Below are 16,392 nucleotides of genomic sequence, written 5' to 3'. Positions count from 1 at the left end.
CCACCCTGTACGCCATGATCAGCGAGATCAACCACGGCGTTGACAAGATCATCACTATCGAAGACCCGGTCGAATATCAACTGCCCGGCGTGTTGCAGATCCCAGTCAACGAGAAGAAGGGCCTGACCTTTGCCCGCGGCCTGCGCTCGATCCTGCGCCACGACCCGGACAAGATCCTGGTCGGCGAGATCCGCGACCCGGACACAGCACAGATCGCCGTGCAGTCGGCCCTGACCGGGCACCTGGTGTTCACCACCATCCACGCCAACAACGTCTTCGATGTGATCGGCCGCTTCAGCCAGATGCAGGTCGACCCCTACAGCTTCGTCTCGGCGCTCAATGCCATCCTGGCCCAGCGCCTGATCCGCCTGGCCTGCCCGCACTGCGCCAGCGCCTGCGAAGTGGACGATGAAACCCTGCTGGCCTCGGGCCTGACCCGCGCCGCCGTCGCTGGCTGGACGTTCGTCCGCGCCCAGGGCTGTGGCCAGTGCCGTGGCAGCGGGTATCGCGGCCGCAGCGCCATCGCCGAGCTGCTGCACCTGGACGATGACCTGCGGCAGATGATCGTCGAACGCCGCCCCTTGTCGCAGATCAAGACACTCGCCTGCCAGCGCGGCCTGCGCTTGCTGCGGGCCTCGGCCCTGGACCTGGTCCGTGACGGCCGCACCACCCTTGAGGAGATCAACCGTGTCACATTCATTGCGTGATCGTGCTGCTCATAAATACTGTGCCGTGCTCGGCGCCGAGGGTGTTGGCCTGGGTTGCTGGAAAGGCAATCAGCACCAGTGGCTGGGCAGCCGCGAATTCAGCTGCGACGCCGCCCAACCGGCCTGGGAAGCTGCCGTCGAGGCGCTGGGCGCACTGCTGGCCGAGCACGCCGTACGCGGCGCCCAATTGCGGGTGTTGCTGTCGGCCCGCTACAGCCGCTTCTGCCTGGTGCCGTGGAGCGATGCCATTGGCCACCCACGCGAGCTGGATGCTTATGCGCGGGCCTGCTTCGAGAACCTCTACGGCCAGTCGCTGGGTGACTGGCGCATCGTCCTCTCGCCGGAGCCGGCAGGTGCCGCACGCATTGCCACGGCATTGCCCGAGGCCTTGATGCAACGGCTGCAGGCGCTGGGCCGGGAAAGCCGCCTGAGCCTGCGCTCGGTGCAGCCGTACCTGATGGCGGCCTACAACCGTTGTTCGGCGCAGATGGCACAAGGCGACTTCCTGTTCGTCCTCGCCGAGCCGCGCCGCAGCGTGCTGTTGCTGGCTGCTGGCGGTGCCTGGCAGCAGGTGCTGGCGCAAGGCTGTGCCGATACCGACCAGGCCCTGCAAGCGTTGATTGAGCGTACCTGCGAGCTATACGGCGAGCATTTGCCACGGGTCTACCTGCATGCGCCCGGCCGCGGCGACGTGCCGCAACTGGCAGCGGTGCAGCTGTGCCAGCCGGCCAGCGAAGCCGACCCCCTGTGCGCCATGTGGCGGGCGGTGGCCTGACATGCGCCGCCTCGACTTGGAATTCCAGCCCCGCCGCAATGGCGCCTTGGCTTGGTCGCTGCTGGCCCTGGGCTGTGCAGGGGTGGCCGCACTGGTGCTGCTGCAACACCACCTGCAGGGCGAGCAAGTCGACCTCGAAGGCCGCCTGCACAGCCTGGAGCTGCAACTGGGCCGGCGCCCAGCCACCGCTGCGCCGCAAAGCAGTGCAGCCAGCCGCGAGCAGGCCGAGCGCCTGGCGCAGATGCGCAATGTCTCGCAGCAGCTGCAACGGCCCTGGCAGCAACTGTTCGCCATGCTCGAAGCACTGCCGCAGGACGATGTGGCGCTGCTTGGCCTGACCCCGGACGCTCGCAAGGGCCAGGTCCGCATTGCCGCCGAGGCGCGCAACCTGGAGGCGATGCTGCAGTACCACCAGCGCCTGGAGGCCAGTGCCGAGCTCAGCGATGTTTCGTTGCTCAATCACGAGGTGATGGTGAGCCAGCCGGAGCACCCGGTGCGTTTCACCCTGACCGCCACCTGGGAGACCGGCCATGCGCGCCCCTGAACCGCTTAGCAGCCTGATCATTCAGGAGCACCTGCGCCGTATCGGCCCGGTGGGCCTGGCCGCCGTTGCCGTTGGCCTGCTGGTGGTCGGCGTGGCAGTGGCCGGCGTATTGCCGCAATGGCAAAGCGTGCGCGAACTGCGGGCCAGCGAGGCAGACGCCAGTGTGCAAGTGGGGCGGGTGCAGCGCGGTGAGCTGAAAATCGCGGTCAAGCCCGAGCAGCAGGCCCTCGACACCCTGCGTCAGCAACTGCCCGGTCAGCCGCAGGCCAGCGAACTGATCGAGCGGCTGTATCACCTGGCCAGTGCCGAGCACATCAGCCTGGCACGCGGCGAGTACGCCCTGGGCATCGACCCGAAAACCCAGTTGGCGCGCTACCAGATCGTGCTGCCGGTCCGCGGCAGTTACCCGCAGATCCGTGGCTTCCTCAAGGGCCTGCTTGGCCAGCTGCCGACCTTGGTGCTGGAAGACCTTGAGCTGCAACGCAAACGCATCGGCGACAGCGAGCTCAACGCCCGCCTGCGCATGACCCTCTACCTGTCGAGGTCGTGATGAATACTCAACGTGGGTTGGTCTGGCTCGGGTTTTTTGGGCTTTCTGCCGCGCTGGCGTGGGCGCCTGGGCATTGGTTTGGCCAGCAAGTCGAGGACGCCCCAATCGCCGGCAAGCCGGCTCCCACAGGTTCGGGGGTGCCTATGGAACCGGTGGGAGCGGGCTTGCCCGCGAATAGGCCAGAACAGGCCTCCACCGACCTGTTCCCGAGCCAGCGCTGGACCAAACCCAAGGCCCTGGCCACCGTCACCGAACAACCGATCATCGCCGCACCCATGGTGGTTGCCGCACCCACGGCACCGGCGTTGCCCTTCCAGTTCGTCGGCCGCCTGGGCGATCGCGACGACCTGCAGGTGTTTCTGCAGAGCGGCGAAAAACTCTACGTCGTGCGCCAGGGCGACGTCATCGAAGACACCTACCGCCTCGACCGGGTCTCGGCCAACGAGCTGAGCCTGGTCTACCTGCCTTTGCATCAGTCGCAGACCTTGTCTGTTGGGAGCGCACCATGAAGTCATCGAAGCTGTGCAAGCCTGCTCCGTTCCTGCTGTTGGCGCTGTGCGTGGCCATCGCCGGCTGCGGCTCCAGTGCGGTACGCGAAGACAGCGCAGAACTGATGAAGGAGGGGCAGTACGAAGCCGGCATCGCGCGCCTGGAAGAGGCCCTGCGTGAAGACCCGCGCGACACCGAACTGAACATCGCCCTGGCCCATGGCCGCCAGGCGGCAGTCGAGGCACTGTTGAGCCAGGCCGACAGCGACCGTATCCGCCACGACTTTGCCGGTGCGCGCATGGGCTACGGCCGGGTGCTGAGCATCGAGCCCAACAACCGCCGCGCCCAGGAAGGCATCCGTCAACTGGAGCTGATCCGCACCCTCGACGAACGTGTCGCGCTCGGCCAGGCGGCCCTGCGCCAGGGCGACCTGTTCGGTGCCGAGCGCTACATGCGCGAAGTGCTGCGCCTGGACCCGCAGAACCAGAAGGGCATGACCCTGCGCAGCGACATCGAGAACGTCCAGGCACGCACCGCGCAGCCCTTCCCGCAGCTGCGTAGCAAGCTGGAGCGCCCGGTCACCCTGGAATTTCGTGATGCCAACCTGAAGACCATCTTCGAAGTGCTGTCCCAGGTCGCTGGCATCAACTTCATCTTCGACAAAGACCTGCGCCCGGACATGAAGGCCACCATCTTCGTCCGCGACGTCCGCATCGAGGACGCCGTAGCCCTGCTGCTGGAGCAGAACCAGTTGCGCCAGAAGATCGTCAACGACAACACCCTGATGATCTACCCCGACTCGCCGCAAAAGGCCAAGGACTACCAGGAACTGGTCATGCGCACCTTCTACCTGACCAGCATCGACGCCAACACGGCGCTGAACATGGTCAAGACCATGCTCAAGACCCGCGATGTGTTCGTCGACGAGCGCCTCAACACCTTGACCATGCGCGACAGCCCCGACGCAGTGCGCATGGCCGAGAAGCTGTTGCAGTCCCAGGACCAGTCCAACCCCGAAGTGGTGCTGGAAGTGGAGGTTATGGAGGTGGCCACCTCGCGCATCCTCGACCTCGGCCTGCAATGGCCCAACACCTTCGGCGTGCTGACCTCCGACGGCAAACCGGTCAGCGTGCTGGACCAGTTGCGCGGCATCGACTCCAGCCGCATCAGTATCTCGCCGGCCCCACAAGCCAAGATCAACGCCCAGGACAAGGACATCAACACCCTGGCAAGCCCGGTGATCCGCGTCAGCAACCGCGAGCAGGCACGCATACACATCGGCCAGCGGGTGCCGATCATCAGCGCCACCTCGGTGCCGTCGACCCAGGGCCCAGTGATCACCGAAAGCGTTACCTACCTGGACGTGGGCCTGAAGCTTGAAGTGCAGCCTACCGTGCACCTGAACAACGAAGTGGCGATCAAGATTGCACTGGAGGTCAGCAACGCCACCCCACTGGAGGCCACGCGCCAGGGCACCATTCCGGTTCAGGTCGATACCCGCAACGCCCAGACCAGCCTGCGCCTGCACGACGGCGAAACCCAGGTACTGGCCGGGCTGGTGCGTAACGACCACAACGCCAGCGGCAACAAGATCCCCGGCCTGGGCGACATCCCCGGCCTGGGCCGGCTGTTCGGCAGCAACAAGGACGACATGAGCAAGTCCGAACTGGTGCTGGCGATCACCCCGCGCATCGTGCGCAACCTGCCGTACCAGAGCCCGTCGGACATGGAGTTTGCCACCGGCACCGAGTCGAGCCTGCAAGTCCGCCAGATGGCACCGCTGCCGCCAACCGATGTACCGGGCAATACGCCGTCCGGTGACACGCCGGTAGTGGAAAGCCAAATGGCCGTGGTGCCTGCCAACGGGAGCCCACGCCCATGAAACGCCGCATGCAAGGCTTCAGCCTGATCGAGGTGGTGCTGACCCTGGCACTGCTCGGGCTGCTCGCCAGCATGGCCGCGCCGCTGACCGAAACGGTGGTGCGCCGCGGCAAGGAGCAGCAACTGCGCGAGGCGCTGTACCAGATCCGCGATGCCATCGATGCCTACAAGCGCGCCTTTGACGCCGGCTACATCGAAAAACGCCTGGATGCCAGCGGCTACCCGCCCAACCTGCAGGTGCTGGTCGACGGGGTGCGTGATGTGCGCAGTGCCAAGGGGGCCAAGTTCTACTTCCTGCGGCGTATCCCCCACGACCCGCTGCTGGCGGCCAAGGAGGACGATGACGGGGCCTGGGGCCTGCGTGCCTACGACAGCAGCCCCGACAGCCCACGGGAAGGCGAAGACGTCTTCGACGTGTATTCCAAGGCCCGTGGCAAAGGCCTCAACAATATCCCCTATGGGCAATGGTGACGGCCATGAAACGCAGCCGAGGCTTCACCCTGATCGAACTGCTGGTGGTGATGGCGATTATCGCCACGCTGATGACCATCGCCATGCCGCGCTACTTCAACAGCCTGGAGAGCTCCCGCGAGGCCACCCTGCGCCAGAGCCTGGCAGTGCTGCGCGAGTCGCTGGACCACTTCTACGGCGACACCGGGCACTACCCCGATTCGCTTGAGCAACTGGTCGAGCTGCGCTACCTGCGCAACACCCCGGTGGATCCGATCACCGAACGCAGCGATGCCTGGCAACTGGTGCCACCGCCAGAAGGTGTGGCCGGTGGCGTGGCCGACATCAAAAGCGGCGCTACAGGGAGGGCGCGTGATGGCAGCCTCTATGCTGAATGGTAAGGCCTGTGCCGGCTTCACCTACTTGGGCGTGCTGCTGCTGATCGCGGTCAGCAGCGTGGCCCTGGCCGCTACCGGGACGGTCTGGTCGAGTGCCGCCCAGCGCGACCACGAGCGCCAGTTGCTGTGGGTCGGCAGCCAGTACGCCCAAGCCCTGCGCAGTTACTACCGCGCATCGCCGGGGCTGGCCCAGTACCCCCAGGACCTGGCCGACCTGTTGCAGGACAACCGCTTCCCCGAGGCCAAGCGGCACATCCGCAGGCTCTACCCGGACCCGATCACCAACAGCGACGACTGGGGCCTGCTGCGCTCGATCGACGGCCGCATCACCGGCGTGCACAGCCGCTCGGACGCCACCCCGTTCAAACGCAGTGGCTTTGCCGCCGAGTGGTCGGGTTTCGAAGGGCTGGAGCACTACAGCGACTGGCAGTTCGTCGCCGAGCAGGCGTTCGCCGACAGCCCCAACGGTGCCCAGCCCCATGCCGGCCCGGGAGACACGCCATGAACCGCCTGGCTGTGCTGTGCCTGAGCCTGTTGCTGGCGAGCTCGCTGAGCAGCGCGCTGAAGGCGGCTGAAGAGGACGAGATGATGGGCTTTATCGTCGACAACACCATCTCGCACATCGGCCACGATTTTTACTACTACTTCGCCGACCGCCTGCGTGCCACCAGCCGGCTGGACTTCAACCTGGTAGTGCGCGAACGCCCGGATGCCCGCTGGGGCAGCCTGATCACCGTGGAGTTCGAGCGCGACGTGATGTACCGCCGCTTCCTGCCACCCAACACCACGGAACTCAAAGAAGAGGCCGTCGCGGCCGCCGACCTGGTCAAGCAGCAGATCATCCAACGCAAGTTGCAACGCCTGCTGCAGGACCACACCGATCTGGAGAGGGACGAGCTATGAAAACCCGCATTCCCCGTTGCATCGCCGCCTGCCTGCTGGCCAGCGCCTGTGCTGCCCAGGCCACCGAGCTGGTGTACACCCCGGTCAACCCGGCCTTCGGCGGCAACCCGCTCAACGGCACCTGGTTGCTGAACAACGCCCAGGCGCAGAACGACTACGACGACCCCGACCTCAAGGACCGTGCGTCTGCCTTCTCGGGCACCTCGGCCCTGGAGCGCTTCAGCAACCAGCTGGAGTCGCGGATGTTGTCGCAGCTGCTGGACAACATCAGCAATGGCAGCACCGGAAGCATGGCCACCGATGCCTTCCTGATCGACGTTATCGACGATTCAGGGGCGCTGAGCATCAAGGTCACCGACCGCGCCACAGGAGAAATTTCGATCATTGAGGTCAGCGGCCTGAACCCCTGAGAGGGAAAGGCATTTATGTTGGGGAGAGAACACCATGAAACGTCTGCTGAGCACGCTGCTGATCCTCACCGCCCTTGGCCTGCAAAGTGGTTGCAGCCTGCGCGAACCCATGTCGGCCGAACAGGACTCGGAAACCCCGACCCTGACCCCGCGCGCCTCGACCTATTACGACCTGATCAACATGCCACGCCCTAAAGGCCGGCTGATGGCGGTGGTGTATGGCTTCCGCGACCAGACCGGGCAGTACAAACCCACCCCGGCCAGTTCGTTCTCGACCAGCGTCACCCAAGGCGCGGCGAGCATGCTGATGGACGCCCTGAGCGCCAGTGGCTGGTTCGTGGTGCTGGAGCGTGAAGGCCTGCAGAACCTGTTGACCGAACGCAAGATCATCCGCGCCTCGCAGAAGAAGCCGGATGTTGCAGAGAACATCATGGGTGAACTGCCGCCGCTGCAGGCCGCCAACCTGATGCTCGAAGGCGGCATCATCGCCTATGACACCAACGTGCGCAGTGGCGGGGAAGGGGCGCGTTACTTAGGCATAGACATCTCCCGCGAGTACCGCGTCGACCAGGTGACCGTGAACCTGCGCGCAGTCGATGTGCGCACCGGGCAGGTGCTGGCCAACGTCATGACCAGCAAAACCATCTACTCGGTTGGGCGCAGTGCCGGGGTGTTCAAGTTCATCGAGTTCAAGAAGTTGCTGGAGGCGGAGGTGGGGTACACCACCAATGAGCCGGCGCAGCTGTGCGTGCTGTCGGCGATCGAGGCGGCGGTGGGGCATTTGCTGGCGCAGGGGATCGAGCGGCGGTTGTGGCAGGTGGCGGGGGATGCGGGGGATGGCAAGGCGACGGTGGACAAGTACCTGAGTCAGTATCAGCAGCCGTGATTCACCTCGAGGGCCCTTTCGCGGGTGAACCCGCTCCCACAGGTACTGCGTAGCCTTTGAGATCAAGCTATTCGCCGACAGAGGTTTGGCGCCTGTGAGATCGAGCGCCGCCCGCGCGGCGCTTCGCGGGGCAAGCCCGCTCCCACATCTGTTTCGGGCCAGCTACTCCTGTACCTATGGCGCGCGGCCCCCTGGGTGCATGGCTGGAGATAGATGAAGGACCGCAGCGCTACCCTCGATATTGGATTGGTAAATACAGCGGACAGAGGTGAGCTCACTGGAGTGACTGGCCCGAAACAGATGTGGGAGCGGGCTTGCCCCGCGAAGCGCCGCGCGGGCGGCGCTCGATCTCTGCCCGCACACAAAACCCAAGCCATGCACTTCCAGCCATACCCCAACCCATCAACCAGATGACGCCCAGCCTTTTCTCCCGCACACTGCGAAAAATTCCCAAGCCTGTACCCCGCCACTTGCGGGGCGCAGCCGGAGTAGAAAATGGCGCGACAACTAATAACAAACGCCCAAAACCCGCTACACGAATCCCGCCAGGCCCGGCTCAAGCTGGCCAGCGAAGGCGAGCTGCCATTGGGCATGCTGCGCGATGAAATCGACGCGTCCTGGCGCCGCAGCCTGGGCCATGGCCTGGACTGCCTGCAAGGCGAGCAGGTCGGCCTGGGCCTGGAGCAAGGCCATGACCTGCGCATGCTGTTGGAGCGCAACCGCTTACTGGTCGATGCCGTCACCCCCGAGCTGGATTACCTGGTCTCGCGCCAGGGCAAGGCGGGCATCATCATCCTCGGTGATGCCCAGGCCAACGTGCTGGCCATCGAAGGCCAAACCCACGTGCTCAGCCGCGAAGGCCTACGTGACCTGCACCCAGGCAGTTGCTGGAGCGAATCCCTGCGTGGCACCAATGCCATCGGCACGGCCGTGGTAGAAGGGCGGCCGACCTTGATCAACTGTGGCGAACACTACCTCGATCGCCTCAGCCCGTTCTCTTGCACCTCGGTGCCGCTGCGTGACCCGCGGGGCGAGGTGATCGGTGTGCTCGACATCACCCGCGAAGGCGTGATGGCGCAACCGCAGGACAGCCTGTCGACGCTGATGCTGGCAGCCGGCAACATCGAAGGCCGGCTGTTCGGCCTGTGCCACCCCGAGCAACTGGTGCTGGCCTTCCATAGCCGCCCGCAGTACCTCAACAGTGCCTGGCACGGTCTATTGGCATTGAGCCTGGACGGCGAAGTGCTGGCGGCCAACGACAGTGCATGCCAATTGTTGCAGGTGCCGCGCCAGGACCTCATTGGCCGGCGTAGCAGCGACCTGCTCGGCGAGCGCTCGCCAGCCTTCATCGCCCGGCTGTGGCAGGGCGGTGTCAGCAGTGTGCAGACGGCCAAGGGCGAGTTCTTCTTCCGCGCGTTGCAACTGCCACGTCACGGCCAGCTGAACGGCAGCGTGGCGGTGAGCAAGCCGGCGCTGGCCAACACGTCACCCGCGCTCGATGCACTGGCCGGTGGCGACCCACGCCTGGCGCGCAACCTGCGCATGGCCCGCCAGGGCCTGGGCAATGGCCTGCCGGTGTTGCTGCTGGGTGAGACCGGCACCGGCAAGGAAGTCGTCGCCCGGGCCTTGCACCAGGCCAGCCCGCGGGCCGACAAGCCGTTCGTGGCGGTCAACTGCGCGGCCATTCCCGAAGGGCTGATCGAATCCGAACTGTTTGGCTACCGCGATGGGGCGTTCACCGGCTCACGCCGTGGCGGCATGGTCGGGCGGCTGATGCAGGCCCATGGCGGCACGCTGTTCCTCGACGAGATCGGCGACATGCCGCTGGCCCTGCAGGCCAGGCTGTTGCGGGTGCTGCAAGAGCGCCGCGTGGCGCCGCTGGGCGCGGGTGACGAGCAGGACATCGACGTGGCGCTGATCTGCGCCACCCACCGCGACCTCAAACGCCTGGTGCTTGAACAGCATTTTCGCGAAGACCTCTATTACCGGGTCAATGGCGTCTCGCTGCGCCTGCCGGCCCTGCGCGAGCGTGACGACCTGGCCGGGATCATCCAAGGGCTGCTGGACAAGTCCGGCGCCAAGGGCGTGACCCTGGACCCGGCACTCAGCGCCTTGCTCGAAGGCTTCGACTGGCCAGGCAACATCCGCCAGCTGGAGATGGTCGTGCGCACCGCGCTGGCCATGCGTGAGGACGGTGAGCAGGTGCTGACCCTCGATCACCTCACCGATTGCCTGCTCGATGAACTGGCCAGCGGCACGACGCCGTCCGGCAGCCTCAAGGACAATGAACTGGAGCTGATTCGCAGCGCCCTGGGCCGCCACCAGGGCAACGTCTCGGCAGCCGCCGAGGCCCTGGGTATCAGCCGGGCAACGCTGTACCGCAAGCTCAAGCAGTTGCGTAGCTGACATGGGTGGTTTGTTCGCAAGGCTGGTAGAGACCAGCGACCCTGTCCTCATGCGTCAGGCGTTGGCCTGGCTGTATGGTTTCGTCCGCCCCCATCGACGCGCCATCGGTGTGCTGCTGGGCTTGTCCTTGGGCGCGTCGCTGCTGGCCCTGGCGCAACCCTGGCTGGTCAAGACACTGATCGACGAAGGCCTGTTGGCCAAGGACTACCAGACCCTCTGGCACATGGCGGCGATCATGATCACCGCGGGCGTACTGGGCACCGTGCTGGCCGGGGTCAACCGCTACCTGCATACGCGATTGTCCGGGCGTATTCTGTTCGCGCTGCGAGATGACCTTTACCGCCACCTGCAACAGTTGTCGCCGACCTTTTACGGGCGGCGGCGCATCGGCGATATCCTTTCGCGGCTGGATGGCGACGTCGCCGAAATCCAGCGCTTTGCTGTGGACTCGCTGTTTTCAGCGGTGTCTGCCGCGATCGGGCTGATGGGGGCGGTGGCCTTGATGCTGATGTTGTCTTGGCAGCTGTCGCTGTTGCTGGTGCTGTTGATCCCGATCGAGGTGCTGTGGTTGCGCTGGATGCGGCGCAAGGTCGAGCGCGAGGTGCGCAGCTTGCGTGAGCGCTCGGCCGATGTGTCGTCGTTTCTGGTCGAGACGCTGCCGGCCATGAAGTTCATTCAGGCCGCGGGCCAGCAGGGTCGGGAAGCCGGGCGCTTGGACCAGTTGGGCCAGGGCTACATGAGCCAGTTGCTCAAGGTGCAGGTGACCGAGTTCTTTACCCAGGCTATACCCGGCACGCTGACCTCCTGGTGCCGCGCCTGCGCCTTTTTGGTAGGCGGCTGGTGGGTGATCCAAGGTACCTGGCAACTGGGCGCGCTGATCGCGTTTTCCACCTACATGGGCATGGCAGTCGGGCCGGTGCAAAGCCTGTTGGGCTTGTATGTGGCGGTGCAGCGCATGGCCGTGAGCTTGGGCCGGGTAATGGAGCTTAAGCAAGAAGCCGTTGCCGTGCGTCAGGCGGACACGCCACAGCCGATACCAGACGGGCCAGGTGAATTGCGCCTGGAGGCCTTGCACTTCGCCCATGACGGGCGCCAAGGCGCGGTGCTGAGCGACGTGAATATCTGCGTGCCGGGTGGCCTGAAGGTCGCCATCAGCGGCGCCTCTGGGGTCGGCAAGTCGACCTTGATCGATCTGTTGCAACGGTTCTACGACCCGGACGCCGGGCGCATCCTGCTGGATGGCACCGACCTGCGCGAACTCGACCTGGCGGCGCTGCGTCGGCGCATTGCCGTGGTCAGCCAGGACATCGTGCTGTTCCGTGGCACCCTGGCGCAGAACCTTGCCTACGGGGTGCCCGAAGCCAGCCGTGCCGAGCTTGAGCGGGTGGTGCGCCTGGCGCGCCTGGACAGCCTGGTCGAAAGCCTGCCGTTGGGGCTGGACGGGCTGTTGGGCGAGCGTGGCCAGCAGCTGTCTGGCGGGCAGAAGCAACGTATCGCCATTGCCCGCGCGGTGTTGCAGGCCCCTGCGATCCTGGTGCTGGACGAGGCCACGTCGGCGGTAGACGAAGCGACCGAGCGCGAAGTGATCGCGGCCATCGACCAGCTGTTTGCCGGGCGCACGCGCATTCTGATCAGCCACCGAGCCTCGACCCTCGCCGATGCCGACTTGCATTTGCACCTGCATGATGGGCAACTGAAGGTGTTGCCCCAGGAGGCTATCAAGCATGGGCAATGAGTTGCGTGTCGGGGTCATCGACAGCGGTTGCACGTCGGCCCAAGCACTGGATTTGCTGGGCGCACGACGCTTCTGGCTTGAGGAAGGCCAACTGCGCGAAGGCGAAGCGTTGCCCGACCAACTAGGCCACGGCAGTGCCGTAGTCGCTGGCCTGCTGCGTGAATCTGGCCCGGTGCCGCTGTTGCTGGCCCAGGTGTTTTCTGCGCAGGCGAGCACCAGTGCGTTGCAGGTGGCCGCCGCATTGTTATGGCTGGTGGAAGAGGGGGCGACGCTGATCAACCTCAGCCTCGGCCTGCTGCAGGACCGGCCCGTGCTGCACCACGCCTGCGCCGAGGCCCAGGCGGCTGGCGTGCTGCTGTGCGCCTCCAGCCCGGCGCAGGGTGGGGCGGTGTACCCGGCCAGTTACCCGGGCGTGATTCGCATGACCGGCGATGCGCGTTGTGCACCGGGGCAGTGGTCCTGGCTGGGCACTGCACAGGCGGACTTCGGTGGCCATGTCGGCGCCGGTGGCCTGGCAGGGGCAAGCCTGGGTTGTGCTGCGCTGAGCGGGCGCGTTGCAGCGTTATTGCGTGAGCGGCCCGGCCTGGGGCGGCAGCAGGTGTTCGACTGGCTGCGTGCCCATGCCGCATTCAGCGGCCCTGAGCGGCGAGGTGCCGAGGATGAGTGAGCCGCACATCGTGGTGCTGGGTGCCGGCCCCGCGGGTGCCGCCACGGCAATCGGCCTGCGCCGCCTGGGCTACCTGGTCACGGTGGTGTCCGACTGGCGCCGCTTTGCTGCCGTGGAAGGCGTTTCGCAGCGGGTGCTGGAAGGTCTGCGGCACGCGGGCCTGGGCCGGGCCCTGAGCGAGGCGGCGATGCCAGCGACACGTCAGGTGCGCTGGAATGGCGAGCACCTGCAGATGAACCAAGAGTTTCTGCTCGACCGGCAACGCTTCGACCGTGCCTTGCGTGCTGACCTTGCACGAGCGGGAGTGACGCTGGTTGAAGGGCGCATCCGTGAGGTGGCGCGTGCCGAGGGTCATCAGGTGCGTCTGGACGATGGGCAAATGCTGCAGGCTGAATTTCTGGTTGAGGCCCGTGGGCGCCAGGCACCGTTGGCAGCTGACCGCATGCGCGGACCTGAGACGATCAGTTTGCTCAACGTCTGGCATGACGCCCCTGGCGCACCGGCTTCGGCGGTGGAAAGCCTGGATGACGGCTGGGCCTGGATGGCCAGGTTGGCCGATGGGCGCTGTTATTGGCAGATTACCCTCGATGCCCAAGGGGTGCCGACCAAGGCCGCCCTGCCTGAGTACTGCGCCACACGGCGCCGTGACTCGGCGTTAGTGGCCGAATTGTTCGGGGCGCAGGCGATGGAACCTGCACAGGTACATGCCCGTAGCAGTACCGCGATACTGGCCGGCGAATGCGTGGGGGATGACTGGATACGGGTGGGGGATGCTGCGATGGCGGTTGACCCACTATCGGGGAATGGGATTTTCCAGTCGCTGTCGTCGGCGCTGCAGGCGCCTGTGGTGATCAATACCCTACTGCGCCGGCCTGAGCGTGCGGCACTGGCCAAGCAGTTCCACCAACAGCGGATCGAGCAGCTTTTTTTGCGCTTTGCCCGCATCGGGCGGGACTTCTACGGGCAGGAGCTAAAACGCGCTGGGCAGCCATTCTGGGAACGCCGTCGGGCATGGCCGGATGCGCAGCTGTCGCATCTGAAGGTGGGCTGGAAGGCGGTGCAAATTGAACGCAGGCCGGTATTGCGTGGTGGACTGGTGGATGAGGCCGAAGTGGTTGTAACGGCGGATCAGCCTTTGGGAATTTGGCATTTGCAAAACGTGGAGTTGGCGCCGGTGGTGCGAGCACTCAAGGGAGGCAAAAGTATCCAGAAGGTATTAGAGGGCTATTCTACTTCTGAACGAATTCTATTACAGAAATGGTTGATGAGTATATCAAAGCCTATGTAGCTTGGCGCCTGTTAGTTTTGATAGTTGTGATGACCGCCTTCGGCATGCTTGTATGTGCAATGTGTTACGGTCATGATTGATTTTCAGGTGTGTCGTGATAACGCAATTGGCTCCAGCTTTCGAATAAGGCTTAAGTTTAGCTTCAGGTTGACTCATGGCATTTTTCGGGGGACTTTCTTTGGCTGATGGAAAACACGATGCATCAGTTTGGTTGCTGGCGAGTTGGTACTATGAGGAGGGTGTATGAACTACTCTGTTTATGGGTGCTCCGTTTTTTCTCCTTGTATAGGTGTTTTGGCTTTTAATGGACAGGTGCATGATCGTTTGTCCAACTGCTATCTGTTAGGAAATGGAGTTCGAGCGTTCAGCCCGACCCTGATGCGTTTCATCTCACCCGACCCATACAGCCCATTTGGTGTGGGGGGACTGCACACTTATGCATATTGTGGTGGCGACCCTGTCAACTACATGGACATCGATGGAAATATGAAGTTCAGCGTTTTAACCAGGCGCAATGGGCCGTTGTCTCAGTTTGACGACCCCCCAGCACCTCCCCGCCAAAGTGTGATCGTGACTGCACAGCGGAAGCGCGCTAGCGTTATCGTTTATGCGGGATCATTCCAAGGCTCTGAAGCCATGGATACATCAGGTCAGTCTCATGATCCTAGTCATGTTGTTGCATCAGCTTCTTCAAGCTCTTCCACTCGCAATGCCCAGGTTGGACAAGTACAGTCAATTTCTAAAGCAAAGTGGACCAATCCTGGATTCCCAGAGGAACAATGGGGTGAGGGTGTGAGGCGCTACGAGGCATTCAAAACAGCGCATTCTCGTACGGTGAGCAAGACTGACCCGGTGCACCTCGTTGCAGCCTTGGTTATAAATAAAAACAAGGGGATGCCAGGAATTCCTTTCAATAGCTATCCGGCTTATGTCAGGGCCCATATGAGAGTTCGTGGTCAATCAAGGATTAAGGCTGCAAGTGATAGACTTGCACACGTTACTAAGGCTGTGCGCAGCTTCGAAAAATCAGGAGGAGCGTCGAGGGCCAGTAACTAGGGGTTTATTTTTCGGCTACTAGCATGTCAGGAGAGCATCGCCTGTAACAGCATTGTCACTGTTACAGGCTGATGATCAGAGTTTGATCAGTACCGACTTGAGTTCGGTGTAATGCTCGATGGCCGCCGCGCCCATCTCGCGGCCGACGCCGGACATCTTGTAGCCACCGAATGGCAGGGCCGGGTCCAGGGCGCTGTGGCAGTTGACCCACACCGAGCCCGACTTGATCCGCGGGATCATCCGGTGCACCGCCCCCAGGTCGTTCGACCAGATACTCGCCCCTAGCCCGTAGGGGTTGTCGTTGGCCATGCCAATCACTTCGTCGAGGTCATCGAAGGGCATCGCCACCAGCACCGGCCCGAAGATTTCTTCCTGCACCAGGCGATGACGCTGGTCGACATCGACGATCACCGTTGGCTTGACGAAGTAACCCGGCCCGAAACCTTCGCCGCCGCAGGCAATGGTCGCGCCCAGCTCGCGGCCGAGTTCGATGTAGCCGGTGACCCGGTCCTGCTGCTTGGCCGAGATCAACGGGCCCATCTGTACCGAAGGGTCCAGCCCGCTGCCTAGCTTCATGCCATTGGCGATACCGGCGATGTCGGCGACCACGTTGTCGAAGTGCTTGCGGTGCACATACAGCCGGGAGCCTGCGCAGCACACTTGGCCCTGGTTGAAGAAGATAGCCGTGGCAGCGCCGGCAGCGGCTTCCTGCAGGTTGGCGTCGGGCATGACGATGGTCGGCGACTTGCCGCCCAGCTCCAGTGTCACGCGGGTCATGTTGTCCATGGCCGCTTTGCCGATCAGCTTGCCGACCTCGGTAGAGCCGGTGAAGGTCAGTTTATCGACGCCGGGGTGGCGGCTCAGGGCTGCGCCGGCATTCAGGCCGGTGCCGGTGATCACGTTGAACACGCCTGCCGGGTAGCCGGCTTCCTCGATCAGCTCGGCCAGTTTCAGTGCGGTCAGAGGGGTCTCGTCGGCCGGTTTGAGCACCACGGTGCAGCCCGTGGCCAAGGCTGGGCCCAGCTTCCAGCAGGCCAGCAGCAGCGGGAAGTTCCAGGCGACGATGGCACCTACCACGCCTACCGCCTCGCGGCGGACAAAGCCGTGGAACTGGTCGTTGGGCATCAAAGGCATCGAGGTTTCGACGGTGCTACCCTCGATCTTGGTGGCCCAGCCGGCCATGTAGCGCAGGAAGTCGATGGCCAGTTGCACGTCCATGACCTTGGCCACTGCGGCGCTCTTGCCGT

18 protein-coding genes are annotated in these 16,392 nt (G+C 64.2%); 17 read left to right on the top strand and 1 reads right to left on the bottom strand.

Annotation, left to right across the window (positions count from 1 at the left end):
• From OO306_RS26215 to OO306_RS26135, 17 genes are all read left to right on the top strand, one after another.
• Positions 1 to 707: GspE/PulE family protein (locus OO306_RS26215; protein WP_265970261.1), on the top strand; the 707-nt coding region annotated here is incomplete at its 5' end.
• Positions 688 to 1,482 (top strand): hypothetical protein, encoded by a 795-nt coding sequence (locus OO306_RS26210; RefSeq protein ID WP_265970260.1) that lies wholly within the window; start codon positions 688 to 690, stop codon positions 1,480 to 1,482. The genes OO306_RS26215 and OO306_RS26210, both read left to right, overlap by 20 nt.
• Position 1,483: 1 nt before the next feature.
• A complete protein-coding gene (locus OO306_RS26205) occupies positions 1,484 to 2,026 on the top strand; it encodes a pilus assembly protein (protein ID WP_099429181.1) in 543 nt (180 codons plus the stop codon).
• Positions 2,013 to 2,576, top strand: a complete 564-nt coding sequence (gene pilO, locus OO306_RS26200; protein WP_027593468.1) for a type 4a pilus biogenesis protein PilO — start codon at positions 2,013 to 2,015, stop codon at positions 2,574 to 2,576. Before OO306_RS26205 ends, pilO begins: the two co-directional genes overlap by 14 nt.
• Positions 2,576 to 3,085 carry a hypothetical protein gene (locus OO306_RS26195; protein ID WP_265970259.1) on the top strand — a complete coding sequence of 170 codons (510 nt, stop codon included), beginning with the start codon at positions 2,576 to 2,578 and terminating at the stop codon, positions 3,083 to 3,085. The genes pilO and OO306_RS26195 overlap by 1 nt, the downstream gene beginning before the upstream one ends.
• Positions 3,082 to 4,947, top strand: a complete 1,866-nt coding sequence (locus OO306_RS26190) for a secretin N-terminal domain-containing protein (RefSeq protein WP_027593466.1) — start codon at positions 3,082 to 3,084, stop codon at positions 4,945 to 4,947. Before OO306_RS26195 ends, OO306_RS26190 begins: the two co-directional genes overlap by 4 nt.
• Entirely contained in the window at positions 4,944 to 5,417 is a 474-nt protein-coding gene (locus OO306_RS26185) for a type II secretion system protein (RefSeq protein WP_265970258.1), read from the top strand. The genes OO306_RS26190 and OO306_RS26185 overlap by 4 nt, the downstream gene beginning before the upstream one ends.
• 5 nt (positions 5,418 to 5,422) lie before the next feature.
• The gene (locus OO306_RS26180; protein ID WP_085272959.1) at positions 5,423 to 5,797 is read left to right on the top strand and encodes a type II secretion system protein; all 375 of its coding nucleotides are present in this window, start codon (positions 5,423 to 5,425) and stop codon (positions 5,795 to 5,797) included.
• Positions 5,772 to 6,299, top strand: coding sequence for a type II secretion system protein (locus OO306_RS26175; RefSeq protein ID WP_027593463.1), 528 nt, complete (start codon positions 5,772 to 5,774; stop codon positions 6,297 to 6,299). The genes OO306_RS26180 and OO306_RS26175 overlap by 26 nt, the downstream gene beginning before the upstream one ends.
• Positions 6,296 to 6,697 (top strand): curli production assembly/transport protein CsgE, encoded by a 402-nt coding sequence (gene csgE / locus OO306_RS26170; RefSeq protein WP_265970257.1) that lies wholly within the window; start codon positions 6,296 to 6,298, stop codon positions 6,695 to 6,697. The genes OO306_RS26175 and csgE overlap by 4 nt, the downstream gene beginning before the upstream one ends.
• Complete coding sequence (locus OO306_RS26165) at positions 6,694 to 7,107, top strand: curli assembly protein CsgF (protein ID WP_027593461.1); 414 nt, start codon at positions 6,694 to 6,696, stop codon at positions 7,105 to 7,107. Before csgE ends, OO306_RS26165 begins: the two co-directional genes overlap by 4 nt.
• Positions 7,108 to 7,141: 34 nt before the next feature.
• The gene (locus OO306_RS26160) at positions 7,142 to 7,993 is read left to right on the top strand and encodes a CsgG/HfaB family protein (protein ID WP_027593460.1); all 852 of its coding nucleotides are present in this window, start codon (positions 7,142 to 7,144) and stop codon (positions 7,991 to 7,993) included.
• Positions 7,994 to 8,488: 495 nt separating this feature from the next.
• Positions 8,489 to 10,399, top strand: coding sequence for a sigma-54-dependent Fis family transcriptional regulator (locus OO306_RS26155; protein WP_265970256.1), 1,911 nt, complete (start codon positions 8,489 to 8,491; stop codon positions 10,397 to 10,399).
• 1 nt (position 10,400) lies between these two features.
• Positions 10,401 to 12,134 carry an ABC transporter ATP-binding protein gene (locus OO306_RS26150; protein WP_265970255.1) on the top strand — a complete coding sequence of 578 codons (1,734 nt, stop codon included), beginning with the start codon at positions 10,401 to 10,403 and terminating at the stop codon, positions 12,132 to 12,134.
• Entirely contained in the window at positions 12,124 to 12,801 is a 678-nt protein-coding gene (locus OO306_RS26145; RefSeq protein ID WP_265970254.1) for a peptidase S8 and S53 subtilisin kexin sedolisin, read from the top strand. Before OO306_RS26150 ends, OO306_RS26145 begins: the two co-directional genes overlap by 11 nt.
• Positions 12,794 to 14,089, top strand: a complete 1,296-nt coding sequence (locus tag OO306_RS26140) for an NAD(P)/FAD-dependent oxidoreductase (RefSeq protein ID WP_265970253.1) — start codon at positions 12,794 to 12,796, stop codon at positions 14,087 to 14,089. The genes OO306_RS26145 and OO306_RS26140 overlap by 8 nt, the downstream gene beginning before the upstream one ends.
• 243 nt (positions 14,090 to 14,332) lie before the next feature.
• The gene (locus tag OO306_RS26135) at positions 14,333 to 15,145 is read left to right on the top strand and encodes an RHS repeat-associated core domain-containing protein (protein WP_265970252.1); all 813 of its coding nucleotides are present in this window, start codon (positions 14,333 to 14,335) and stop codon (positions 15,143 to 15,145) included.
• 75 nt (positions 15,146 to 15,220) lie between these two features.
• Here the strand turns inward: OO306_RS26135 and OO306_RS26130 are convergent.
• The coding region (locus tag OO306_RS26130; protein ID WP_265970251.1) for an aldehyde dehydrogenase at positions 15,221 to 16,392 on the bottom strand (1,172 nt) is incomplete at its 5' end.

Origin of the sequence: Pseudomonas sp. DCB_AW, assembly GCF_026240895.1 — a bacterium.
GTDB classification, from domain to species: Bacteria; Pseudomonadota; Gammaproteobacteria; order Pseudomonadales; family Pseudomonadaceae; genus Aquipseudomonas; species Aquipseudomonas kermanshahensis.
This window is presented reverse-complemented; position numbering and strand designations above follow the sequence as displayed.